19 protein-coding genes and 5 pseudogenes are annotated in these 23,501 nt (G+C 71.1%); 8 read left to right on the top strand and 16 right to left on the bottom strand.

Annotated elements, in window-relative coordinates:
- Nucleotides 1-71 precede the first annotated feature (71 nt).
- Nucleotides 72-512, bottom strand: a complete 441-nt coding sequence (locus ACFVXK_RS14090; RefSeq protein WP_389611763.1) for a DUF2690 domain-containing protein — start codon at nucleotides 510-512, stop codon at nucleotides 72-74.
- A gap of 226 nt (nucleotides 513-738) precedes the next feature.
- Here ACFVXK_RS14090 and ACFVXK_RS14085 point away from each other — a divergent pair, with 226 nt between their 5' ends.
- Together ACFVXK_RS14085 and ACFVXK_RS14080 are read left to right on the top strand one after the other, a co-directional pair.
- On the top strand, nucleotides 739-1,752 hold the full coding sequence (locus ACFVXK_RS14085) for a helix-turn-helix domain-containing protein (RefSeq protein ID WP_389611762.1): 1,014 nt from the start codon (nucleotides 739-741) through the stop codon (nucleotides 1,750-1,752).
- A 596-nt stretch (nucleotides 1,753-2,348) separates the two neighbouring features.
- Nucleotides 2,349-3,458: a DUF6183 family protein gene (locus ACFVXK_RS14080; RefSeq protein ID WP_389611761.1), complete on the top strand. Its 1,110-nt coding sequence runs from the start codon at nucleotides 2,349-2,351 to the stop codon at nucleotides 3,456-3,458.
- Here ACFVXK_RS14080 and ACFVXK_RS14075 read toward each other — a convergent pair.
- The gene (locus ACFVXK_RS14075) at nucleotides 3,452-3,670 is read right to left on the bottom strand and encodes a hypothetical protein (protein ID WP_389611760.1); all 219 of its coding nucleotides are present in this window, start codon (nucleotides 3,668-3,670) and stop codon (nucleotides 3,452-3,454) included. The genes ACFVXK_RS14080 and ACFVXK_RS14075 overlap by 7 nt on opposite strands.
- Nucleotides 3,671-3,712: 42 nt before the next feature.
- Nucleotides 3,713-4,432: a toxin-antitoxin system YwqK family antitoxin gene (locus tag ACFVXK_RS14070; RefSeq protein WP_389611759.1), complete on the bottom strand. Its 720-nt coding sequence runs from the start codon at nucleotides 4,430-4,432 to the stop codon at nucleotides 3,713-3,715.
- A gap of 257 nt (nucleotides 4,433-4,689) precedes the next feature.
- Here ACFVXK_RS14070 and ACFVXK_RS14065 point away from each other — a divergent pair.
- Nucleotides 4,690-5,283, top strand: a pseudogene (locus ACFVXK_RS14065) (IS630 family transposase); the annotation flags it as partial.
- 355 nt (nucleotides 5,284-5,638) lie between these two features.
- On the top strand, nucleotides 5,639-6,235 hold the full coding sequence (locus ACFVXK_RS14060) for a hypothetical protein (RefSeq protein WP_389611758.1): 597 nt from the start codon (nucleotides 5,639-5,641) through the stop codon (nucleotides 6,233-6,235).
- Between the two features lie 379 nt (nucleotides 6,236-6,614).
- On the opposite strand, the gene ACFVXK_RS14055 is transcribed toward ACFVXK_RS14060, so the two are convergent.
- From ACFVXK_RS14055 to ACFVXK_RS14010, 10 genes and pseudogenes are all read right to left on the bottom strand, one after another.
- The gene (locus ACFVXK_RS14055; RefSeq protein WP_389611757.1) at nucleotides 6,615-7,103 is read right to left on the bottom strand and encodes a hypothetical protein; all 489 of its coding nucleotides are present in this window, start codon (nucleotides 7,101-7,103) and stop codon (nucleotides 6,615-6,617) included.
- A gap of 274 nt (nucleotides 7,104-7,377) precedes the next feature.
- Nucleotides 7,378-7,922, bottom strand: a pseudogene (locus ACFVXK_RS14050) (transposase); the annotation flags it as partial.
- Between the two features lie 240 nt (nucleotides 7,923-8,162).
- Entirely contained in the window at nucleotides 8,163-9,491 is a 1,329-nt protein-coding gene (locus ACFVXK_RS14045; protein WP_389611756.1) for a lipase family protein, read from the bottom strand.
- Nucleotides 9,492-9,778: 287 nt separating this feature from the next.
- Nucleotides 9,779-10,354, bottom strand: a pseudogene (locus tag ACFVXK_RS14040) (chloramphenicol phosphotransferase CPT family protein).
- Between the two features lie 63 nt (nucleotides 10,355-10,417).
- Nucleotides 10,418-11,420, bottom strand: a pseudogene (locus ACFVXK_RS14035) (transposase); the annotation flags it as partial.
- Between the two features lie 85 nt (nucleotides 11,421-11,505).
- Nucleotides 11,506-12,255 carry a nucleoside phosphorylase gene (locus tag ACFVXK_RS14030; protein WP_389611755.1) on the bottom strand — a complete coding sequence of 250 codons (750 nt, stop codon included), beginning with the start codon at nucleotides 12,253-12,255 and terminating at the stop codon, nucleotides 11,506-11,508.
- Entirely contained in the window at nucleotides 12,252-13,121 is an 870-nt protein-coding gene (locus ACFVXK_RS14025; protein ID WP_389611754.1) for an ABC transporter permease, read from the bottom strand. Before ACFVXK_RS14025 ends, ACFVXK_RS14030 begins: the two co-directional genes overlap by 4 nt.
- Nucleotides 13,121-14,194 (bottom strand): ABC transporter permease, encoded by a 1,074-nt coding sequence (locus tag ACFVXK_RS14020; protein WP_389611753.1) that lies wholly within the window; start codon nucleotides 14,192-14,194, stop codon nucleotides 13,121-13,123. The genes ACFVXK_RS14025 and ACFVXK_RS14020 overlap by 1 nt, the downstream gene beginning before the upstream one ends.
- Nucleotides 14,191-15,696 (bottom strand): ABC transporter ATP-binding protein, encoded by a 1,506-nt coding sequence (locus tag ACFVXK_RS14015; RefSeq protein WP_389611752.1) that lies wholly within the window; start codon nucleotides 15,694-15,696, stop codon nucleotides 14,191-14,193. Before ACFVXK_RS14015 ends, ACFVXK_RS14020 begins: the two co-directional genes overlap by 4 nt.
- Nucleotides 15,677-16,729: pseudogene (locus tag ACFVXK_RS14010) on the bottom strand (BMP family ABC transporter substrate-binding protein). The gene ACFVXK_RS14015 and the pseudogene ACFVXK_RS14010 overlap by 20 nt, the downstream one beginning before the upstream one ends.
- A gap of 406 nt (nucleotides 16,730-17,135) precedes the next feature.
- Between ACFVXK_RS14010 and mtnA the strand changes: the two are divergent.
- Nucleotides 17,136-18,167, top strand: a complete 1,032-nt coding sequence (gene mtnA / locus ACFVXK_RS14005) for an S-methyl-5-thioribose-1-phosphate isomerase (protein WP_389611751.1) — start codon at nucleotides 17,136-17,138, stop codon at nucleotides 18,165-18,167.
- Between the two features lie 77 nt (nucleotides 18,168-18,244).
- Here mtnA and mtnB read toward each other — a convergent pair whose 3' ends face one another.
- The 3 genes from mtnB to ACFVXK_RS13990 are packed head-to-tail and all read right to left on the bottom strand — an operon-like array spanning nucleotide 18,245 to nucleotide 20,135.
- Nucleotides 18,245-18,844 carry a methylthioribulose 1-phosphate dehydratase gene (gene mtnB, locus ACFVXK_RS14000; RefSeq protein ID WP_389611750.1) on the bottom strand — a complete coding sequence of 200 codons (600 nt, stop codon included), beginning with the start codon at nucleotides 18,842-18,844 and terminating at the stop codon, nucleotides 18,245-18,247.
- Nucleotides 18,841-19,554: an acireductone synthase gene (mtnC, locus tag ACFVXK_RS13995; protein ID WP_389611748.1), complete on the bottom strand. Its 714-nt coding sequence runs from the start codon at nucleotides 19,552-19,554 to the stop codon at nucleotides 18,841-18,843. The genes mtnB and mtnC overlap by 4 nt, the downstream gene beginning before the upstream one ends.
- A complete protein-coding gene (locus ACFVXK_RS13990) occupies nucleotides 19,551-20,135 on the bottom strand; it encodes an acireductone dioxygenase (protein ID WP_389611747.1) in 585 nt (194 codons plus the stop codon). The genes mtnC and ACFVXK_RS13990 overlap by 4 nt, the downstream gene beginning before the upstream one ends.
- Before the next feature lie 233 nt (nucleotides 20,136-20,368).
- On the opposite strand from ACFVXK_RS13990, the gene ACFVXK_RS13985 reads away from it, so the two are divergent.
- The 3 genes from ACFVXK_RS13985 to ACFVXK_RS13975 all read left to right on the top strand — a co-directional run bounded on the left by ACFVXK_RS13985 (nucleotide 20,369) and on the right by ACFVXK_RS13975 (nucleotide 23,497).
- The gene (locus ACFVXK_RS13985) at nucleotides 20,369-21,589 is read left to right on the top strand and encodes an ROK family protein (RefSeq protein WP_389611746.1); all 1,221 of its coding nucleotides are present in this window, start codon (nucleotides 20,369-20,371) and stop codon (nucleotides 21,587-21,589) included.
- 12 nt (nucleotides 21,590-21,601) lie between these two features.
- Nucleotides 21,602-21,700 (top strand): putative leader peptide, encoded by a 99-nt coding sequence (locus ACFVXK_RS13980; RefSeq protein ID WP_328740532.1) that lies wholly within the window; start codon nucleotides 21,602-21,604, stop codon nucleotides 21,698-21,700.
- 234 nt (nucleotides 21,701-21,934) lie between these two features.
- The gene (locus ACFVXK_RS13975) at nucleotides 21,935-23,497 is read left to right on the top strand and encodes an ABC transporter substrate-binding protein (RefSeq protein ID WP_389611745.1); all 1,563 of its coding nucleotides are present in this window, start codon (nucleotides 21,935-21,937) and stop codon (nucleotides 23,495-23,497) included.
- The last annotated feature ends 4 nt before the right edge of the window (nucleotides 23,498-23,501 follow it).

The following is a 23,501-nucleotide window of genomic DNA, read 5'->3' as shown; positions in this document are numbered from 1 at the left end:
GCCCGCGGCCGGGGCCGAGCTCGACCTCTCGGGCCTGGGCTGCGCAAGTGTGCTGAGCTGGTTCTCGTAGTTCAGTGCCAGCCGGTGCAGGTCCAGGCGCCATCAGACCCCCACAGGCACGCCCGATTCTCTACCGTGCCGTCAACCATGTCGGTCCAGCTGTTCGACGAGGTGGCCACCCACGACGCGTAGCCGTTGGGCGCTTGGACAATGAACTGGTGGCCGGCTCCGTTGACGAGGCGGGCCCAGTTCGCGGCGCAGGCTGCGCTGTACCTCAGCTCGATCCTCCCGGAGGTGGTCGACTTGGACTCGACCGTGTAGGCATCTGCGTTGCAGCCCATCTCGATGGGGTCCTTGCCCCAGCACGAGTTCCCGTAGCAGCCCGCCATGGCTTTCGCGGTGGTCGCTCCCGCTCGCGCCTCAGGGCCGTCACCCGCGGCGGATGCCGGGCTCGCCCATGAAAGTGCCGCGATCGTACCTGCCGCTAACGTGACGCTGAGCTTCCTCCACATGGTGACCCTCCGGTCTGAGACGGTTCCACCGACGCGCTTCGCACGGTGCCGACTGCCACTGTGTGGGGAGAAGTCAGCCGGCGTCGTTGGCACGGCGCGCAGCTACATTGCGCACTGAGCGCAGACAGGTCGCGGGTGACCGGGAGTTGGCCGACACCCCGCTATCCCGGCGGGCTGCCGACCGCCAACTATGGGCGTGTACACATCACCGTGGAGCGGGGGCTTCGTGACGGGTACACAGCCGCATGCACAGACGGTCAGGGTCCGCGCGCGGGACGGTTTCGAGTCGTGGGCGGGCATGGTCGGCGACCTCGTGATGCCCGTCTCCATCACCAGCCCGCACGTCGAGCGCTTCCGCGGCACCGCGACGGCGCTCGACCTCACCCATACCGACCTGTCCGGATTCGCCTTCTCACCGATGTCCGCCCGGCGCGGCGCGGGGCACATCCGGCGCGGGGACCCGGAGAACTACTTCCTCTTCCTCGTCCACGGCAGCCCGGTGGGCCTGGAGCAGAACCGCAACAACACCCTGCTCCGCGCCGGCGACATGGCGCTCTTCGACTCCTCTCACCCCTTGAGCTGCGAGTTCCTCGACGAGGGCCGACTCTCCCGCATCTCTCTGCTGCGGGTGCGCCGCAGCGTCCTGCCGCTGCCCCAGGACCACGCCGACCGGCTCCTCGGCACCCGGCTCGCCACCGGCACCGCCTCGGGCGCCCTGCTCGGCTCGTACCTGACCGGGCTGCGCACCCACACCGAGCACGCCGGCCCCGCCGAGTTGTCCCGCCTCGGCTCCGTCGGCCTCGATCTGTGCGCCGCCTACCTCGCGGTGCAGTCCAGCGGCCCCGGCGCGCTGCCCGCCGAAACCCGCCACCAGGTCCTGCTGGCCCGGATCCGGGCCTTCATCGACCACAACCTGCCCGACCCGCAGCTCGGCCCGGACACCATCGCCGCCCACCACCACATCTCCGTACGGCTGCTCCATTCGCTCTTCCGCGAGGAGCCGCAGACCGTCGCCGCCACGATCCGCAGGCTCCGCCTCGACCACAGCCGGGCCGACCTCGCCGACCCGCACCTCGGCCACTCCACGGTCGGCGAGATCGCGGCGCGCTGGGGCTTCCGCCACCCGGCGGACTTCAGCCGGGCCTTCCGACGCGCGTACGGCATCCCGCCCAGCGACTACCGCCGCCTGGCGCTGCTGAGCGGTGCCGGACAGACCGAGTGCGAAGCACCGGCTTCGTGACAGCGCCCGACAAGGCCGAACGCCACCCTGTGTCAGTACAGCAAGGCCAGGCGCCACATACGTGTCAGCGAGCGCACCACCTCTGCAGGGTCCGGCGGCGGAAGTCGGGGGGACCTCTACCTCAGTGGGGATGCCGCCGTCAGCCGTATGCCGGATAGCGCCCGTCGTCGCGGGGTGGTGGCAAGGGTGGACCTGCCGGGCTTCGGGCTGCGGTGGGAGCGGGGCTCCCACCCGGCGGGTCGCCGTCCTCCTGGGCGTGTCCCAGCGGACCGTCCAGCGCTGGGTGACCCGTAAACCGGGCAGCCAGGGACGCCCGAGCCCCCGCCACGAGCAGAAGATCGCCGAACTCCTCCAGGCGCGCCGGCAGCCGCTGATCCGTGCCGGTCGGCGTGCAGCGGCCGAGGAGGGCGGTGTGGTCGTGCACACCCGCGTCCGGTTCGGGTTCGAGGCCGGTGTTGCGCGACGTCAGAGATGCGCATGAAGGCGACGTCATGGTTGATGGGGCTCTCGTCCAGGACGTAGCGGACGTGCGGGCCGCCGAAGTAGCCGCAGACGATATGGGCCGGGGGTAGGTGAATCGGCATAGGCTCGCCCGCGTGGCTGATGACATAGCTGAACTCCTGCGGGATCTGCCGGGTCTGAAGAGTGTGACGGGGGTGTGGCGGCTCGCCGAGCAGTGGTTGGCGGCCGGGGACAGCGAGCGGGTCGCCGAGCTGGGTGTCCGGCTCGTTGGGGAGTACCGCGGCCGAGAGCAGGAGTTGTGGCAGTACGTGACGATGCGGGACGGGCTGCTGCGGCTGCTCGCCCGCACGCCCGGCCCCGGCCAGGTCCTCGCCACGGGTCGGCTGGCCCAGGCTCTTGGCGGCAGTCACTTCCCGAGCCTGGCCGCCTCCCTGCTGGTCTCGGCACAGCAACCAGCGCACCTGGCAGTCCTGTTCAGTGACGGGGCGGATGGACCGGACGAGTTGCGGGCCTGCCTGGTACAGGAGTTGGTGGTCCGAGGAGTCGACCTCGCCGGGCTGCCGCAGGTGGCCAACTGGGCGGGCGCCTCGCGTCAAAGACACGGCCAGTTCGCCTGGCTGCCGCTCAGTCGTGCCGAGTTCGAGCTCGGCTACCCCGTGCCGGCCCGCTTTCCGGACGGGGAGAGCCGCACCGGGCAAGAGGCACTCGTGTGGCACTCCGGCAGCGCCCCGGTGCCGCTGCCCGGCGTGAGGGAGACCACCGCGGCAGCGACCGGCGAGCTGATCGCTGCCGCCGCGCGGAACTGGGCCGAGGACTCGAACGGCCGGCTCGAGGCCCGGGTGTTCGAGTTCGTCGAGCCGCTGACGGCGGCCAGCCTGCCTGCCGCCCTTGGGACGATGGGTCTGAAGTGCACGGCCGCGGCGGCCCAGGTGAGCCTCAGCCGCTGCTTTCCGGTGGAGGTCTGGGAGGTCCTGTTCGACGCCGCGGCCGAGGGAGGAGCGTATGAATCGGCGGAGTACGGCGCCTATGGCCGCCTTGCGGCCTGGCGTTCCCTGGCCGGACTGACGGGAGTGGAAGAGGGCACCCCGGTGGCCGAGCTCGAGGCGTTGGCGGCGGCCTACCGGTGGTACAGCTTCGGCATCGACAGCGGGTGGTTCTTCCGCCAGCGCTGGGACCTCGCCATCGTGGCCCTCTCACCGAACGGCCGCCGACTGGCTGTGCTGGCAGCCACGGACACCTACTGAGCGCCAGCGCATCCGAGGCAGACGGTCAGCTCCCCCCTCACCTGGTCGCCCGCCACGACGGTCCCGCCGATCCCGGCCTCGACGGGACCACCGGCGGACTGTCCGACGTACTGGTCGTCGCCGTTCTCCGATGCGACCCACTCCGCCGCGAGCCAGGAGTGCGAGGCGGCGTCGACGCCGACGGCCACGGAGCCACGACGGGCGTCACTCACGCCGACCTGCCGAACGAGCGCTCCAGTGACCCTGCCCAAGGATCAGGCCCGGCGCGTCACGTGATCCATGATCAGCTCACCTACGGCATTCCAGCGCTTTCTCGACATCTCCCGACCGTTCTCATCGAAAACGACCACTTCCGACGGCCCGCCGTTGGCGTGCCAGTACCGCCACTCACCTACCGCGGCACCCATGATGGCCACGCCCTCGGCCCGCTTGGTCCCGTCCGGCCACCACTCCTGCTGCCGCCCGTGCTCGACGCCCGAGCAGTAGGTGCCGAGCAGCTCGGTGTGCCCGTTGTCCGCGACTTCCTCGACCTCCCCAGTGAACAGTGCCCCTGCGTGACAGGTGCGTCCGTACTCGTCCAAGTAGGTCTGATCGCCTTTGATACGCATCGCCCGTACTGAAGTCGGCGTCGCCCCGCTCGGTTTCGCCGGCGGCTCGGCGCCACCAGGAGCCTCGATGGTGGGCCCTGACTCGCGCTCGGCGGCGCGCTCCCCGCGCGCTGCGAACTTGCGCCTGAGCTCTGCACGCCAGCGCGCGGCGTTGCTGCCGTCCAGTTGCCCGGCGAAGGCGGCACGGGCGGCGTCGACAAGTTCGGCAGGGGCCCCCGGACCATACTTGGCGATCTCCCACAGCGCGTCATCCGTTGCCATGTCGAGCCCAGTGCAGGTCCGCAAACCCTGGCCACTGAGCACCTCTTCCAGCACGGCGCCGAAAGTCCTCCTCAACTGGTCCTCGGTCGGCCAATCACCGAGCATGGACCCACCCCTCCCTGAAGCGAACGAACTGTCCCGTCCCCTGTACGACGCCCGGCGCGATCGGGCGGGTTCCCGCCGCCGTCACCGCTCGCATCCTGCCGAACGATCCACCCGGCGACAACAACGCCGTCGAGCCGAAGCTCGGTAGTTGTCACATATTGATCTGAAGCGGTTTGGGTTTCGGGTCGTTGGTGGGTGTGAGCGATCTGGTGGGGGACGCGCGGCATCTGTCGCCGTCGGCGCAGGAGGCCCTGCGACTGCGGGCGGTGGCTGCGTTGGTGGCGGGGCGGGACCGTGAGCTCGTGGCAGCGGTCTTCGGGGTGTCGCTGAAGGCGGTCGACACGTGGTGGGCGAAGTGGCGTGGGGCTTTCCGGGCAGTTGTGGACGCGGCGGCTGATCGGTGACCTGATCGCGAAGCTGTACCGGGTACAGCTGACCGAACCGGGGGGCAAGTACCTGAGGCGTTGGGGGCTGTCCTTCCAGCGTCCGGACAAGCGGGCCGTCAAGCAGCACCCGGAGGCCGTGCGCCGCTGGCGCGAGGAGACCTGGCCGGCGATCCGGGTGAAGGTGAGAGGGACGGCGGCGAGATTCTGTTCGCCGACCAGGTCGGCATCCGGTCCGACCAGGCTACCGCCCGCACCTGGGGCGAGAAGGGCAGGACACCGGTCGTGCGGCGGAGCGGGAACCGGTTCTCCGTGAACGCAATGTCGGCGATCAGCGCCAAGGGCCGAGTGCACTTCATGGTCTTCACCGAGAGCTTCACCGCCGAGGTGATGTGCCGTTTCCTGGATCGGCTCGCCGGCCACTTCGACCACAAGTTCCACCTCGTCGTCGACGGGCACTCCGCCCATTCTGATCAATAGGTGTGCTGTCGCATGAGGGTGGTGCCGCCGCAGCGTCGGGAGGCGGCACAGCGGAGGGCGGTGCCGGGGAGGGGCATGCTGTGCCAGGCGGCGAGTCGGATGTACGCGGGTGAAATGTCGGCGCTGATGCCGACGCGTCCGAGGGTTTTGGCAGCCGCTGTGGTGGTGCCGGTGCCGCCGGAGGAGTCCAGGACGGGATCGAGGGCTCCTTCCAGCCCTCTGGGGAGGGCCTGGGGAGCATGCGCGGCTCCACACCGGGGAACCGACCGCCCCCGGCCGCCCGTCCTCCGAGCGGAGTGGCAGGCACTCCGGACCAGCGGCCCGGCGAGGGGAACTACGGCCCATGACATGGGAGTTGGTGGGGGGTGTGTTCGGCGGCCTGCTGGCCGTCGTCGTCCTCGTGGAGATCATCCGTTACGTCCTTCGGCCGCCGGAAGCGCCCTTCGTCCCCGGCCACCATCTGACCGCCGACGGCGCGCGGCTGGCCCGGCGCCTCGCCGCCCAGTACGATGCGCGTTCGCCAACACACCGGGTCCTGGCCTCTCTCCTCTCCCAGCGGAACGCCGCGATAGGCCGATGGGGCGAGAAGTGGACCTCCGCCCCGCCCGTCGATCCGGCCACCCACTGGGAGGGTTGGCGGGAGATCCTCGGGCGCCGCGACCGGCTCGCCCGCCGACTGGTTCGAGAAGTGTCCTTCTCCATCGGGATCAAGGACCTCACATACGGCGGGCCTCGGACCATCCACCTGTGGGAACCCGACGTCCCGGCCTGGGTCGACCGGCTGGAGCCCGCCCCTCGGACCGCGGCCTTCGAGATCCTCAACAGGACCCACCCGAGCCGGCGGTCGGAGCGGCTGGTCGACTCCCAGACGGGCATCCTCGCACTCCGCCACGGCATGACGTTGCTGGCCATCGTCCCGCGCACCCATCCGAACCCCTGACGAGCTCGTGCACGGTAAGCGGTGAGACGTCGAAAGCTGCGGCGGGGGCGGGGCTCACCTCTGTCGTCGCGGGCTCAGGTCGACGGTCTGCTGGTGTGACAGCAGACTGGAGGGGGCCTGAGCCATGTCGCTCACGGCGCCGGCAGCCGCGCCTTCCGTGACCGATGCCGCCCCGCCGACGGGCCACGGCCGGAGCAGGCAAGCCCGTGGGCGGGGGTGGCTTGCCCAGGCTCCCCTTGGGCTTGCCCAGCACCTGTCAGCGGCCGACCGTTTCGGGGTTGCAGGAGCGACGCCGGTGCGGGTCGTCAACGCTGATCTCGGCCGTGTAGCCCATACGTTCCCCAGCCTTCCTTCGCTTGCTACGGGGTGCTGCGGTACTTCAGGCGCTGCGGTGCGCTCCGACGAAGGGCTGGAGGGCTTCCTGCGTGTGTGGAAGGCCGAGTTCGCGCAGCCGGTCGGCGGAAGATCGGGTGAGCCAGGCGTGCCCGTGGCCGGCGAGATCGTGCAGCGGTTGCTGCTGCGCCGCCGTCAGGTCGGCGTAGCGGGGCGTGGGGTGCGGCTGCGGTACGTGGAAGAGGTCCTCGAACGCTCTGCGGGTGCGGGACCCGGAGGAGTCCCAGACGATGCGGGGCAGGCATGCGTCGAGCGTCTCGCGCACGACGGCCGGGTCCGAGCCGGGCGGGAGCGAGTGGAGGGTGCGCTCGATGTGGGCGTGGAGGTCGCCGTCGCAGTAGTCGGTCACGCGGTCGAACGGGCTACGGGCCGCGGCGGCGAGTTCCGCGACGGCGCGGCCGAGCAGGCCGGGGCCGGCGGGCGCTTCCTCGAGGGCGGCAAGACGGATGAGGGCGGTGGCCGCGGCCCACCGCATCAGCGGGTCCGCGGCATCCAGGTAGGGGGTGATGTCCCCGGCTGTGGAAACAGGACCGACAAGGCCGGCGGCGAGCAGCGCCGTGGCCGCGGTGACCGAATCCTCCTCACGGGCGGCAAGGGCAAGAAGGCGGGGCAGAGAAGTGGCAGCGAATTCGGGGAACCAGGCCAGGAGGTAGGCGATCCGGGTCCGCAGACGGGCGTCGGCATCATCGAGCAGGACAAGAAGGCGGGGAAGTTCAGCGAGGACCGCGTCGTAGGACTCCAGTGCCGACCACCGGGAGTCGACCGAACTCGTCGAAGGCGAACGTGCGGCCCGGACGCTCGTTGACCGCGTACTCGATCCGCTCCAGCTTGGCGTCGAACGCGGGGGCCGGGGACTCCTTCCAGGTCTTCGTGCGCTGGAAGGAGATGCCCCGGCGGGTCAGCAGGCAGCGCAGGGCTTCCCGGCCGATCGTGATGGGCCGGGAGATGTTGCGTCGCAGGTGGTCGGCGAGTTTGCGGATCGACCAGCGGGTGAAGCGCTTGCCCAGCCTGGTCGGGCGGGTGGTGGCCGTCTGGACGACGAAGTCCTCGTCATCACCATCGAGTAGGCGGGACGGCTCCCCGCCCATCGAGGGTTGAGGCAGGCGAGCCCGATCTCGTTGAAGCGGTGGATCACGTTGCGGACGGTGTCCTCGTCCGCCTGGAGCAGCCGCGCGATCACCGGAACCGTGCTGCCGCCGGAACCGCACCGAGTTGGTGCTGCTCCCCGCACGATATGTTGCAGCTTCTTCCCCTCCTGCTCGGTCAGCCCGCGGACCCTGACCGGTAACGCCATCCCGCCTCCCCATGCCCGTCGAAGTCGTCACATCCGACCAGCACAACGAGCAACCCGGCAAACGTGACCATGCGCGCGCTGGGCGTGGACGCAGACCTCGGCCGCGGTCCGGGGAGGACAGCTGCTGGTCCACGAGGACCCCCTTCAGTCAGTTCACACAGCGTAGGGTGCGCGGGATCAGGCAGGCCGATGATTGTCTACGCGGTCTTGGCGAAGTTCGCTGCGGCCCCCGGCAGGTCCTCATCCGGCCGGGACCGGCTCGTCGGCCGCAAGTGAGTTGCCTTCGGCGATGCTGCCGCAGGAGGACGGGGCCTCCTTGCCGGCGAACCGGGCGCGCAGCCAGGTGAGGGCGGTGGGCACCGTGGCCGTGGGCGCGGTCACGTGGCTGAGGGCGTCGTACTGCTGGTACCAGACCGCGGCGTCGCCCTCGGCGCAGTACTTCCGCGCCAGCGCCCGTGTGTCCCCGGCGACCGTGATGCCGTCGCCCGAGCCGATGCCCGCGATGTTGCTCGTCGTTCCCTCCAGGAAGCCGGCGTTGCCCTGGCCGATGTAGCCGGGGACCGTCGGGGTCGGTGCCAGGCCGAGGTTGGACTTGTTGACCGCCTCGACGAGCTCGGGTACGGAGTTCGGGTTCGCGTACTCCGGCTTCGCCATCTTCTTCCACGTCAGACCGGGGTAGTGGCCCAGCACGTCGGCGATCGAGGAGTGCTGGTGCTCGTCGACCAGTTTCTTGCCGTAGTCGTTCAGGTACTTCTTGAGGTCGAAGTCGTACGAACGCGCTTGCCCGATGAGCAACTCCGGGATGAGCCCGGACCACACCTGACTGCCTTCGATGTACCTGAGGATGTGCGAGGGCTTCACGAGCACCCCGCCCTCGGCGTATCCCACCAGGCGCGTGTTGACGTCAGGGGCGTACGTGGGCGCGAGGGAGGCGGCCCAGTTCGTCGCGACGGCGCCGCCGGAGTAGCCCATGAGGCCGACGCGCGCGTCGGGGCTGATGCCGGTCCGCGACTGCGCGCTGGAAGCGGCACGCAGGGAGTCCAGCGTGTTGTACCCGTACTCGCGGGAGGCCGTGAGGTGGGCGGCCTGCCCCTCGGTATCAGGGAGGACGACGTCGTAGCCGGACAGCAGGAGCGGCGCCACGAGCGTGGACTCGCCGTTCGCGATCAAGCCGCCGGGCAGCTTGACGTCGCCCGCGACCGCCCGGGACGGACCGTCTTCGGGGTCGAGCGAGTCGTAGAACGACTGGTACGACACGACCTTGCGGCCGTCGCCACCGGGGCTGCGCAGCACGGAGGTCACGCCCGCGGACGGGTGGCCCTGCGCGTCGGTGGTGCGGTAGAGCAGCTGCGTCGCCTGGAGGGGGGTCGCGATACCCAGGACGTGGTACGGCAGGGTCCGGACCTTGAGCACGTCCCCGGGACTGTACGAGGAAAGCGGCTTGCTGCCGTTGTAGGTGTAGAACGCGTCGCCGGGCTGCTGAACGCCGGACGCGACAGCGGGCACGGCGGCGACGGCGAGGGCGACGACGCCCGTGATCGCGGCGTGCCACACTCTGCATGAGCGCATGACTCTCCCAAACGGTGTAAGCGGATCAGAGAGATGACCGCTACGGCCGGAGGGGGGTGGCCGATGGTCGGTTCCGGCGCAACTTAGCAAAGGCACACGGCAGTTGACCAGGGTGCGCCAGGGTTGCATGGGACGAACGGCGGCCGAGGCAGTACCCCCGCTCCGCCAATTCCCTTGTGCCGCCGACCGGCCGGAACGGTGCAGCGCCGGGGCCCTGGCTACCGACCGAGCGCGTCATGCCACGAGCCGGGGGCGAGCGAGCAATTGTCAAGACCTGTGGGTGGAGCTCAGTTCGGATCGCTGTCGTGCAGGGCGAGCTTCAGTCGTGTGAATGCTGTCGGAGACGGCAGTTGAGCCAGGGTGTTCTTGATCTGCTGGGCGATCTCCCCGGGGGTGTTCTTGCTCGTGTCGCATTCGAGGTCGTAGATGCCGTGTGCGCGGACCTGCTCGAACTGCCGCGCGGCAAGACCTGGCGTCCGGTCGCCGCGGATCCGTTCCCGTCGCTCCAGCTCCGGCAACGGGCAGTGAACGCCTACCAGGACGACCCTCTCGGCAGGGAACAGGCTGAGGCAGTCGAGGAGGCGTCAACGCTGCGTCAGCATGTGGTCCACCACGACGTGGTTGCCGGCCGCGGACATCCCGGCGACGGCGCGGTGGAAGCCCAAGGCGGTTCGGTCGATCTCGGCCTGCAGGTGTTCGTCAGGGATGTCCCGATCGGACCGCATCGCGTGGAAGGCGTCCACCGGCATGTGAAAGAACGATTCGTCCAGGATCTGGAGAAGTTCTCGGGCGATGCTCGACTTGCCGGAGCTCGAAGTTCCGTTCAGGAAGATGATCAGACCGCCCGGTCCCTGGTAAGGCAGTGCAACACCGCGGGTCCCGCCAGCCGGGGCGTTGGCCGGGGCGGGATCCGGTGATCGCACGCCTGCCTGGGCCGCGGCCGGGCTGCCAGCGCCGCGGGTGACCTTCGTCCGCAGCTTGACCGTGGAGAACGTGGACTCGGTCGGGTTGGTGGTCCGCAGGTGGACCCAGTGCTCAGCGGGGAAGGCGTAGAACGCCGACAGCTCGTCCTGGTCATCGGTGGTCTTCGCGACGGCCTTGGGCCACGTCGTGCCATAGGTGCGAGCGGACGCCTCGAAACCCAGCAACGCTGGAGACGAGCGGTGGGGACACCTCGGCCGGCACCCGCCACAAGCCCATGGCGCCGTCGCCGATGACGAGCTCGGGGTCGCGCATGCCGCGGCGGCGGCAGTCCCGCAGCAGGTCGGCCCACGACTCGGTCGATTCCCGGAGCCCCTCGGCGATCGAGATGAGCTCCTTGGCATCGTCCAGGCGGACACCGAGCAGGACCAGGACGCACGAGTGCGCCTGCCCGAGCCGGACCTTGGGGTGGACGCCGTCCGCCCACACGTGGACGAAGTCGCCGTCGGACGGGTCCCGGTCCTGGAAGGCGGCGTGGTCCTCGCTCCACCGCTTCGTCAGCCGGGTCGCGGTCGCCGGCGACAGGCCGGCCGCGCCGCCGAGGAACCGCTCCAGCGCCGGCACGAAGTCACCGGACGACAATCCGTACAGGAGAGCAGCCGCAGGACCTCCGAGATCTTCGGCGACTTACGGCACCACGGAGCCGGGACCTTCGAAGAGAACCGCTTGCGCTCGCCGGTGGCATCGTCGACGCGACGGTCGTTCACACGCGGGGCCTTCACCTCGACCGGGCCAGCCGCCGTCACCACGGGTCCGGGGCCGGTGGTGGCCGTTGCGGACCACCAGACGTCACCCATGCCCGTCGGTCTCGGCTGCCAACTCGGCCATGCACTGGTTTACTTCCGCTTCCAGTGCGGCGGCCGGCATCCGGCTGGCGCCCTCGCGGACGATCTCGTCGATCAAGGAGCCGGACCGGGTGGAACCGTCCTCGGCGACCAGGCCGAGCACGGGCGTACCTGCCGGCGCCGGTCAGTCTTCAGACTGCGACGGTGAACGTGAGTTGCCGCGGCGAGGGGGTCGTCGACTGCGGCCTTCACCGCGTGTCCTCGGCCAGCAGCCGCAGCGCTTCCAGGGCCACGGCGCCGGCCCGCGCGACGCCGTCCGCGACCACTCGGCGGTGCGGGTCGTAGCCGCCGGTGGCTTCCACGTCCACGAGGTCGTCGGCGTTCGTCCCGTCCACCACCAGCACGCCGCCCGCGGTCAGTCCGCGCAGGGAGGCCGTCACCAGCAGCGCGGAGAGTTCCATCTCGATCGCGGCCACCCCGGCCTTCCCGTACTCCGTGACGGGGAGCAGGCCGGGCTGGAACGCGGCGCGGCTCCAGACGATGCCCCGGTGGTGGGGGGCGGATGCCTCGCGGGCCGCCCTCGCGAGGGCGAGGACCGCCTCGGGCGCGGCCACTGCGGGATACTCCGGCGGCAGCAGCTGTCCGGTCACTCCGTCGTCGCGGACCGCCCCCTCCGCGATCACCAGGTCGCCGTCGGCTATGCCGGAGCGGATCGCCCCCGCCGTGCCCAGTCTGATGAGGGTGCGCACGCCCGAGTCGGCCAGCTCCCGGAAGAGCAGGATCGCTCCGGGGCCGCCGACACCGTGCGAGGCGACCGCGACAGGGAGCCCTGCCCAACTCCCGGTGAAGAGACGGTACTCACGGTGGTGGGACACTTCCTTGGCATCGTCCAGGAGTTCCGCGACGGTCGCGGCCCGCGCCGGATCGCCCACTACCAGCGCGGAAGAGGGCAGGCCGGTGCTCGGGATGCGGGTGAGGGGCAGCAGGTCCAGCGTCATATGACGGCTCCGGTTGTCGTACGGGCGGCACGGCGGCGTCGCGCCGTGGTCAGGAAGAGCGCCGCGAGGGTGACGGCGTACGGGGCGGCGTCCGTGGCCTGCTGTGGGAGGCCGAGGCCCTGCAGGCGGAAGCCGACCGCTTCGGTGAGGGCGAACAGCAGGGCCGCGAGCAGTACGCCCACGGGTGTGGCGCGCCCGAGCATGACCGCGACCACGGCGATCCAGCCGCGGCCCGCGGTCATGTTCTCGGAGAACAAGGTGACGTTCCCGAGCGCCAGTTGGGCACCCGCGAGCCCGCACAGCACTCCGGAGGCCAGCACCGCGCCGTACCGGTAGGTGGCGGGGCTGACCCCCAGGGCCGCCGCGGCGTCGGGCGCTTCGCCGGCCCCGCGCAGCCGCAGTCCCCACACGTGCCGGGTGAGCATGAAGGCGGTGAAGGCGGCGACGGCCCAGGAGAGGTAGGCGAGCGGAGACTGTCCGCCGATCAGCGGAAGCCCGGTGAGGCCGGGGTCGTCGAAGGTGCCGCGTACTCCGAGAACCGTGCGCAGCAGGAATCCGGTGAGTCCGAGGGCGAGGAGGTTCATGGCCACGCCCAGCACGACGGCGTCGCCGCGCAGGGTGACCGCGCCCACGGCCAGGATCAGGGAGTACGCCGCGGCGGCGAGGGCTGCCGCGGCCACACCCAGCCACGGACTGCCGGTGAACCAACTCGTGGCGACGGCGCTGAAGCAGCCGATCAGCATCATGCCTTCGAGGCCGATGTTGAAGACGCCGGCCCGCTCGCAGATCGCCCCGCCGAGGGCGGTGAGCAGGATCGGGGTCAGCGCGCGCAGCACCGAGGGGAAGAGGTCGAGGTCGAGGCTCATCAGGCGGCCGCCCTCTCGTCGCCCCGCGTACTCCGGCCGGCCGGGCGCCACCGGGGCATCCGCAGCCGGGCGGCGAGGAAGACGATGACCAGGGCCTGCAGTACCTGGGTCAGCTCGCGCGGTACCTCGGTGGCGCGCTCCATGCTCAGGCCGCCGACCTGAAGGGCGGTGAAGAAGAACGCGGCGAGGACGGTGCCGAGCGGTGCGGCGGCGGCGAGCAGCGCCGCCGTCAGCCCGGTCCAGGTGTAGCCGGGCGCCGTGAGCGCGCCGTCGAGGAAGCGGTAGGGGAAGCTCAGCACCCCGATCGCCCCGACCAGGCCGGCGAGGGCGCCGGAGGTGGCCATCAGGCGCAGCGTCAGCCGGGGCCGGTCCACCCCGGCGTATGCGGCGAACCGCGGGTTGAGGCCGGTCATGCGGACCTCGTAACCGGAGCTGGTGCGCGCGTCGACGAAGGCGTGGACGACGGCCGCGGCGGCGACGAGGAGCAGGCCGACGGTGATCATGGTCGATCCGAGGGTGGGCAGGGCGACGCCTTCGGGCAGCCGCCGCGTCTGCGGGAGGCTGGAGCCGGGCTCCTTGAGCGGATAGCGCGCCAGGTACGAGGCGAAGGAGACGGCCGGGTAGGACAGGAGCAGGCTGCTGACCAGCAGCGGAACCCCGAGCCGGGTTTCGCAGACCGCGGCGAGGACGGCGTACGCGGCGCCGGCGGCCATGCCGGCGAGGAGGGCCGCGGCGACGGCGAGGGGGGCGGGCAGTGGGGCGTAGAGGCCGGTGACCGTGGCGGCGAGGCCGCCGAGCACCAGTTGGCCGTCGCCGCCGAGGTTGACGAGTCCGCCGCGCAGCGGTACGGCCAGTGCGAGGGCCATGCCGAGGACGCTGGTGCCGGTGGTCAGGGTGGCGGCGAGCCCGTCGGGGCCGAGCGAGCCGCTGAACAGGGCGGTGTACCCGTCGAGCGGGTCCGCCCCGGCGCCGGCCAGGAGCAGCGCTCCGATGACGAGGGCGGCGACGACGGAGAACAGGACGGGTGAGCGCAGGAGGTCCGTGCGCGAAGAGGGGGTGGCCGTTGCGGTCATGCCGGTCGGGCCTCCGCTCCGGCGAGGGCGAGGCCCAGGCTCTGTTCGTCGGCCTCGTCGCGGGTGTAGGAGGCCGCGATCCGGCCCTCGAACATGACGAGGACCCGGTCGGACAGGGCGCGGATCTCGCTGAGTTCCGCCGAGACGAGGAGCACCGCGTGGCCCGCGTCGCGGTAGGCGACCAGTTGGTCGTGGATGTGCCGGACCGCGCCGACGTCCACGCCACGCGTGGGCTGTTCCACGAGCAGCAGGGGTGCCTCGTGGGCGAGTTCACGGCCCACGAGGAGTTTTTGGAGGTTGCCCCCGGACAGTGCGCCGGCCGGGGTGGCGGGTGAGTGCGTCTTGATGCCGAAGCGGTCGATCAGGGTGCGGGCGTGCGCTCGCAGGACCGCGGGACGCAGCAGTCCGCGGCGGGTGGCGAGCCGCCGGTGATGACCCATCGCCAGGTTCTCCGCGACGGAGGCGGTGGGCGCGGTGCCCACGGCCGCGCGGTCCTCGGGAATGTAGGCGAGGCCCGCTGCGCGACGCCGGGCGGGTGAGGCGTGCGTGATGTCGTGCCCGGCGAGTTCGATGCGGCCTGCGTCGACGGGGCGCAGGCCGGCCAGCGCCTCGATGAGTTCGCTCTGGCCGTTGCCCGCGACACCGGCGATTCCGACGATCTCGCCGCCCCGCACGGTCAGGTCCACTCCGCGTACGCCCGACACGGTCAGCACCGCCCGGCCGGGGGTGCCCGGCGGTTGGAGCCGGTCCAGGTCCACGCGGCGGCCCGTCATCGCCTCGGCGAGTTCGGCCGCAGTGGTGTCACGCGTGCGCAGCCGGGCGGTGACCCGCCCGTCGCGCAGCACGGTGACGCGGTCGGTGCCCTCCAGCACCTCAGACAGTTTGTGGGTGACGAGGATGACGGAACGGCCCTGCGCGACCAGCGACTTGAGGACGGTGAACAGCCGGCCGGCCTCGCCGGGAGTGAGCACGGCTGTCGGCTCGTCGAGGATCAGGACGCGGGCGCCGCGGTGCAGCAGCCTGAGGATCTCCACCCGCTGCCGCACTCCGACGGGCAGGGCGCCGACGAGGGCGTCGGGGTCGACGGGCAGCCCGTGTTCCTCGGCGAGTTCGGCGACCCGGCGGCGCGCGGCCGCCCGGTCGAGGAGTCCGTGACGGCGGGGTTCGGCGCGGAAGACGACGTTCTCGGCGACCGTCAGCGAGTCGAAGAGTCGGAAGCCCTGGTGAACCATGCCGAGTCCGGCGTCGATCGCGTCCGACGGGCCGGAGAAGCGGACTTCGCGCCCGTCGATCCGGATCGTGCCCGCGTCCGGCCGCACCTCCCCGTACAGGACGGACATGAGGGTGGACTTCCCTGCACCGTTCTCCCCCATCAGGGCGTGGATCTCGCCGCTCCGCACGCTCAGGTCGACGGCGTCGTTCGCCAGGGTGCCGGGGTAGCGCTTGGTGATGCCGGTGAGCTCGACGACCGTCTCGTCGGAACTAGTTGGCAGCCGGGTCATTGACCTTCAGCTCCCCGGAGACGATCTGGTCGCGCAGCTGCTTCACCCGGTCGAGGACCTGGGGGTGCTGTGCGATGACGCACTGGGATCCGGCGACGTTCTCCTCCAGGCCGGTCAGGCTGATGCCGCCCTCCTTGAGCCCGTAGGAGACGATTCCGCCGGCCTGGCCGCCGCCGAGCACCTGCTCGATGCCCTTGCGCACAGCTACGTCGGTCTTCTTGATGACGTTGTCGACGACGGTGCCGGGCGCGGAGACGCACTGGTTGACGTCCACGCCGTACGCGAAGGCGCCCTTGGCCTTCGCTGCCTCGAAGACGCCGTAGTTGCCTGCGGCCGCGGCCGCCATCACCTGGTCGGTCCCGCCCGAGACCAGCGAGTTCGCCTGCTCCTTGGCACGGGCCGAATCGTTGAAGGGAGACTGGCCGCCGACGAAGCGGGTGGACGCCTCGCTCGAAGGCGCGGTCGCCTTCGCACCGGCCGCGAACGGATCGCTCTACCGCCGGAACTGCGGAGTGTCGAGGACGTCCACCGCCCCGACCTTGCCGCTCTTGCTGAGCAGTCCGGCTTCGGCACCGGCCAGGAAGACGGCTTCGTGCTCCCGGAAGACGGCGCAGCTCACGTTGGCGTACGTCTTCCCGGTGCAGGCGTCGACCACGAGGAACTTCTGGTCCGGGTGGGCCTCGGCCTGCTGGGCGACCAGGTCGGCGAATTCGAAGCCGACCAGGACGATGACCGCGGGCTTGGCGTCGACGGCGGCCTGGACGTTCTGCTGCCGGGAGGCCACGTCGGTGGACTCGTACACCTTGGAGCTGCCGGAGCGGGCCGTGGCTGCGGCCTTCACTCCGTCCACGGAGAGTTTCAGGAACTCGTTCTGCCCCACCGCGTCGGGGGTGACGAGCGTGAACGCGGGGCCGTCGCCCTTGCCGCCCTCCTCCTTCTTCGCCGCTGCGGCGTTGCAGCCGGTGGCGAGCAGCGCGCCTCCCGCCACGGTCGCGGCGAGTCGAAGGGCGCGGGTACGGGATCTCCGGGACATGGAGGTGACCTTCCGGGACGGCACAGGAGTACGGCGTACGGGGGTACGGCAGCTCGGTGGTGCGCGGGGGTGGGCGACCGCTCGGATGTGAACGGCGTGGTGCATCGATGAAATCGATGTGAAATCGGACGAGTTGTGAAACGGCTCGTCAGTGGTCCGGCGAAGGGGCGCTCAGCCGCGACAGGCGTCGCTGGCACACCGGCCGTAGTCGAGGTAGCGGCGCAGCGTCAGCAGCATGTGCGCTCTCCCCCCTCGGACTAGGTGCAACAGATCGTTGAGGCCAGGAGAGTAACACCGGGTGCGGCCGGCCCGCCCTCCGTCTCGAACTGTGGTTCCCCCGGCTGCTGTACGGTGACGCGCACCCCTCCCTCCCCACCTTTCTTCCGAGCCTTTGGAGTGCACTGCCATGACCAGGGAACTGCGCGCCGTCGAGTGGACCGGCGACGGTCTCGCACTGATCGACCAGACCGCGCTGCCACAGCGCAGGGAGGTACTGCGCGTAACGGACGTGGACGGCCTGGTGAACGCGATCCGGAGGCTCGTGGTGCGCGGAGCCCCGGCGATCGGGGCGGCGGGGGCGTACGGGGTGGCCATCGCCCTGCTGCAGGCGGAGCGCGAGGGGTGGGACGGCACCCGGATACGTGGGGAGGTGGCCCGGATCCGGGCGGCTCGGCCGACCGCGGTCAACCTGGCTGTCTCCGTGGACCGGGTGCTGGCCCGGCTGGAGGAGGGTGTGGCGGCGGTGCTGGCCGAGGCGGTCGCCGTGCAGCGCGAGGACGTGGAGGCCAACCACGCGCTGGGCACGCACGGCGCGGACTGGCTGCAGAAGCGGCAGGGCGAGGACCGCCCGCTGCGCATCCTGACGCACTGCAACACCGGGGCGCTCGCCACGGCCGGCTGGGGGACGGCACTCGGAGTGGTCCGTGAACTGCATGCCCGGGGGCGGCTGGAGACGGTGTACGCCGACGAAACGCGGCCGCTCCTGCAGGGCGCTCGACTGACCGCCTGGGAGCTGGCCGAGGAGGGTATCGCGCACTACGTCCAGGCCGACGGAGCGGCGGCCGGAACCATTCTGCGCGGGGAGGTCGACGCCGCGGTGGTGGGCGCCGACCGGATCGCCGCGAACGGCGACACCGCGAACAAGGTCGGCACGGTCGGCGTCGCGCTGGCCTGTGCCTACGCGGGCATCCCGTTCGTCGTGGCCGCTCCCACCACGACGGTGGACCTGGCGACCGCGCACGGAGACGACATCACCATCGAACTCCGCGACGAGAGCGAGGTGTTGGGGTGGGCGGGCGTCCGGACCACCCCGGCCGGCTCCCGCGGCCACAACCCCGCCTTCGACGTGACGCCGGGCGCTCTGGTGACCGCCCTGGTCACCGAAAGGGGTGTCCTGGAGGTCTCGGCGGGCGAACTGCCCGGCCTGCACCTGGCCTGAGCCCCGCCCGGTCGGATCCGTCCACGCCGAAGGGGCGCTCCCCGCACCGGGGCGCGCCCTCGGCGGAGAGGCCCTCGTCAGCCGGCCGCCAGCTCCAGTTCCAGGAGCCATTCGACGATCTCGGTGTGGTGGCGCGCCTGGCGCGGTGAGTCGCCCCACACGTACAGCCCGTGGCCCGCCACGACCACCGCCGGCATCCGCGGGTCCCGGGCGGCTTCCAGGCGGTCTCCCAGCACCCGCATGTCCTGGCTGTTGGCTACCACGGGCAGGGTGATCTCCTCCCCCTCGGCAGGGTGGCCGACGCCCTTGAGCATCTCCAGGTCCCTCAGCACGATGCCTCCGGGCTGCCTGCGCCCCATGAGGACGGAGGCGACCGTGTGCACGTGCACCACCGCGTTCGCACCGGTGAGGCGGGCCACCCGGGCGTGCAGCTCGGCCTCGGCGGACGGTCTGCCGCCGCTCACCGCCGCGCCCTGCCCGTCGACCACCACCACGTCCTCGGCGGTGAGTTCGCCCTTGTCGTGGCCGCTCGCCGTGACGGCCAGCCGGAAGGGCTCGCGGGAGAGGAGTACCGAGAGGTTGCCCGAGGTGCCGCGCATCCAGCCGAAGGAGGCGAAACGTGCTGCCTCGGCCGCCAATACCGCACCCGCCTGTTCCAGGCCGGTCGACCTCGTCACGTTCCGCTCCCCACCACGTCGATGTGCTCGAAGGTACGGGCCTGCGCGTGGCCGCCCGGCCCCTGCTCGTAGAACGGCTCCCCCGGCCGCCGCACGCCCACCGTCCGCCAGCCCGCCGCCCGGGCCGCGTCCAGTTCGCCCGGACGGTCGGAGAGGAACAGCAGCCGGGCCGGGAGGATCCCGGTGTCCGCGGCGATCGCGCGGAAGGATCCTGCCTCCAGCTTCGGTCCCGCGTTGTCCGTGTCGTACCAGTCGGTGACGAGGTCGCGCAGATCGCCCTCGGGACTGTGTCCGAACCACGCCCGCTGCGCGGCCGCCGACCCGGACGAGTACACGTACAGCCGCACGCCCGCCGCATGCCAGCGTCGCAGCGCGGGCACCACGTCCCCGTAGAAGTGCGAGACGAGCTCGCCGCGCGCGAACCCCTCGGCCCACAGCACGCCCTGGAGCGTCTTCAGCGGCGTCGCCTTGCGGTCCTCGTCGAGCCAGGCGTTCAGTGCCTGCTCGATCCGCGCCGGGCCCGCGTCCGGCTCCCCCAGCTCGGTCCGTACCCGGGCGAGGGCGTGGGCCACCTCCGGTTCCCCGGACCGCTCGGCGATCAGGGCGCCGAATCGCTCGCGCGCGTACGGATAGAGCACGTCGACGACGAAGCCGGTGGCACTCGTGGTGCCCTCGATGTCCAGTACGACGGCGTCCACGCTGTGGCTCACGCCGCGTGCTCCGCCGTGACCGTGTCGAAATCGGGGAAACGACGAGAGATGCCACTGCCCGTGAAGGTGCCGATCCAGCCGTCCTCCTCGTGGAAGAAGCGGATCGCGGTGAAGGCCGGCCGGGTGCCCATGTCGAACCAGTGCGTGGTGCCCTTCGGCACGCCGAGGAGGTCGCCCCGCTCGCACAGCACCGCGTGGACCTCGTCGGCCACGTGCAGGTAGAAGATGCCGGAGCCCGCGACGAAGAAGCGCACCTCGTCGTCGTCGTCATGCGTGTGTTCCTCCAGGAACCTCTCCCGCGCGGCCTTCGCCTTCTCGGCGAAGCCGGGGTCGTCGCCCGGGTGCAGGGCGACCACGTCGACGGTGGCGAAGCCCTCCGCCGCGGTCAGCCGGTCGATCTCCGCCCGGTAGGCGGCGAAGACGGCATCACTGTCGGCGTTCACCGGGACGTCCTCGCGCACCGGCCAGCGTTCGTAGCGGACCCCGAGCGGCGCCAGTGCCGCGGCGATCTCGGCGGGCTCTGAGGTACGGCGTACGACGGTTTCGGGGCCGCTCTCCGGCCAGGTCGTCAGCAGCGTCACGGAATGCTCCAGGGTGGAATGAGTGGCGTACGGGGGTGCGGGCCCCTGGCCCGGGGCCGATTCTCGCCGTCCGTTGTTGCCGCAGCGTGGCGGCCGTATGGCAGGTGCCACAGGCGGCCGGCCCCGCACCCGACGGTGACCCGCTTACGATCAGCACCGGGACCCCGGCTCCCCGCGCGGTCCGTACGCGCGACCGCCCCGCCGGAACCACGTGCCCAAGTGAGGAACCAGAGATGCCCGCCCCGCTGAACAGCCCCTATCAGCAACTCCGCGGCGGCGACGGCCGACGGGAGGCGAACACCTCCGCGGTACTGCGGACCGTGCTCGACCACGGTCCGGTGGCCCGCAGGCGGATCGCGGCCCTCACCGGGCTCAGCCCGGCGGCGGTCTCACGGCAGGTGGTCGACCTCGCCCGGCTGGGGCTGGTGCGGGAGCGCCCCGAACTGGTCGCCGCGGCGGGGGTCGGCCGCCCGCAGGTCCCGGTGGACATCGACCCCGGGCGGGTCGCGGTGGCCGGTGTGCACATCGGGGTGCCGGGCGCGACGCTGTCGCTGATCGACCTGCGCGGACGCATCCTGGCCCGGGAGGACGTGAGCAGTCGGGGGCTCGGGGGGACCGCGATCCTCGAACGGGTGACCAGGCGGCTGCCGGCCTTCCTCGCCGCGCACAAGGGTGCCCTCAGCATCGCGGGTGTGGGTGCGGTGCTGGGGGGAAGGGTGGATCCGGAGCGGGGGATCGCGGTCCGGCACGAGCCGCTCGGCTGGTACGAAGTACCGCTGCGCGACGCACTGGAACGAGCCACCGGACTGCCGGTGTACGTCGACAACCACGCGCGCGCCCTCGCCCAGTCGGAGATCCTCTTCGGCCACCCCGACGCGCAGCACAGCATCGTGGCGATCTTCGTGGGCCATGTGGTCGACGCGGCCCTGGGCAGTGGCGGCCGGGTGCACCTCGGCCCGCGCGCGGCCACCAGCGACCTGGCCCACCAGCCCGTCCCCGGCAGCCGGGCGCAGTGTCCCTGCGGTCGGACCGGCTGCTTCGAGGCCGTCGTATCCGACACCGCCCTGTTCGAGGAAGCCACTGATCGGGGCGTCATCGCCGAACCCGACCGCGCGCTGCTCTCCACGGCCGTGGCGGCGGGACATCCCGGCGCCGACCGTCTGGTGCGGCGCCGGGCACGGCTGATCGGCCGGGCCGTCGCGCTCCTGGCCGACCTGGTCAACCCGGATGTGGTGGTGGTGCACGAGACGTTCTCCGGGGCCCATCCGAGGTACCTCGACGCGATCCGCACGGAGGCGGTCGGGCGCTCGCACCTGTGCGACGACCCGGAGCGGATCGTCGCGCCGGGAACCGGGGAACGGGCTCTGGACGTCGCGGCCGGCACGGCTGTTCTGGCCCACATCTACGGTGATCCACTGCGAACAGTGGCGTTTGACCAATCATCGGGTCTCTGACAACCTGCGCGCATGACCCCGACCGTGCGGCTCGTCTCCCGCAGGCATGTCGACCTCTGTCGGCACGCCAGCGCGATCTGTGCCGTGCCGTCGCCGGGCTGTCCTCGCTGATTTCTGCGGTTTCAGCCTGCCTCCGGGCCGCCCCGGATCCGTTCCCGCCCGACGGGACCCCGGTGAGACGCGGCCGGCCACACCCCGCGTACCGCGCCACGCGCTCCTGACCGGACCGCCGCGACGCCACCCCCTGCGATGGATCACACCAGGTCCCACCTGCAGTTAATTAGTTCCGCTCAGATTGCAATTAACTTCTCCTCTCGATTTCCCCCTCGCCAAGGCGGTTCCACCATGACCACGCTCCCCCACCTCTCCCGCCGGGGCCTGCTCCGCGCCCTGGGCGCCGGCTCCGTCCTCATGACACTGGGCGCCTGCCGTTCCGCGGTCGACGACAGCGCACCCGCCGGCTCGGCGAGTCCCGGCAGGGGCGGCACCCTGACGGTCGCGCACGGTGTCGACTTCACTCCGGCCCTGCTCTTCGCGGTGAGCGCGATGACGCTCGTCCCCCGCCTGGTGTTCAACACCCTCACCCGCTACGACGACAAGCTGCGGCCGCAGCCGGAGCTGGCGAAGTCCTGGCAGGTCGCCCCGGACGGCAAGAGCATCACCTTCGTGCTCCGCGACGACGTCACCTTCCACAACGGCCGCACGTTCACGGCGGATGACGTCATCTTCGCGGTACAGAACCTTCAGAACCCCGTGCGCGCCGCACAGTTGCGGTCCACGGCGGCCGCCGTCACCTCGTTCGAGAAGCGGGGCGACCACGAGATCACACTCGGTCTCGCACATCCCGTCAGCAACCTGTTCGACCTCTTCGAGTTCATGTTCATCGCCGACAAGGACACGGTCGAGGACGCGGTCGCCGGCAAGCAGCTCATCGGCACCGGGCCCTACACCTTCACCGGCCGCAACCCCGGCGCTTCCATCAGCTTCGCGCGCAACGAGCGCTACTGGCAGCCCGGCCGTCCTTACCTGGACAAGGTCGAGATACGCATCATCCCGCAGCCCGATTCGCTGCTCTCCTCGCTGCGCACCGCCCAGTCACAGCTCTCGTACGACGTCCGGGGCCAGGACGTGGCGCAGCTGAAGGACGACAAGCAGTTCCGCATCAAGGGCTACGACACCGGCGCCGGCGCCCTCTACCTCGGCGCGAACGTCAAGGAGCAGTACACCAGCGACAAGCGCGTACGCCAGGCGCTCGCCTGGGCCGTCGACCGCGAACGCATCGTCAAGCAGGTCCTCGGCGGCTACGGCCAGGCGAGCGCTGCCCCTTGGCCCAGGTCATCCCCGGCGTACAGCGACGCCAACGCCGCCCGCTACAAGCACGATCCGGACAAGGCGCGGGCCCTGCTGAAGGAGGCCGGCCACGACACGCTGTCCCTGCCGCTCGCCCACGCCTCGGTGCCGAGAGTCACGGCCATCGCCCAGATCATCCAGTACGACCTGAAGCAGATCGGCATCACCACCGAGCTCCAGCCCTACGACTCGGCGACCATGCAGAAGAAACTGATCGCCCAGCAGATGCCGGCCCTCTGGACGATGGGGCACGGGTTCGCGCAGGTCCACCCGTCCACCCTGGCCGTCAGCGCCTACCCCTTCAACGAGGCGAAGAACACCTCTCAATTCAGCTCGGCCGCCTATACGGAAGCGGTACGCGACGCATGGGTGCGCAGCGACGCGGAAGGTCCCGAGGCGCTGGGGGCCTACCAGCGGATCAGCGACCAGCTCCTCGACGAGGCCTTCATCATCGACCTGGCGGTGGAGGCTTCGGTGGAGGTCGCCACGGCCAAGGTCCACGGAGCGGACCTCAACAAGTTCGGCTACCTCATCCTCGACGACGCCTACCTGGTGTGACGCC

Source organism: Streptomyces sp. NPDC058157, assembly GCF_042884105.1.
Classification (GTDB): domain Bacteria; phylum Actinomycetota; class Actinomycetes; order Streptomycetales; family Streptomycetaceae; genus Streptomyces.
The sequence above is the reverse complement of the archived record's forward strand: the minus strand, read 5'-3'. Positions and strand labels throughout refer to the sequence as shown.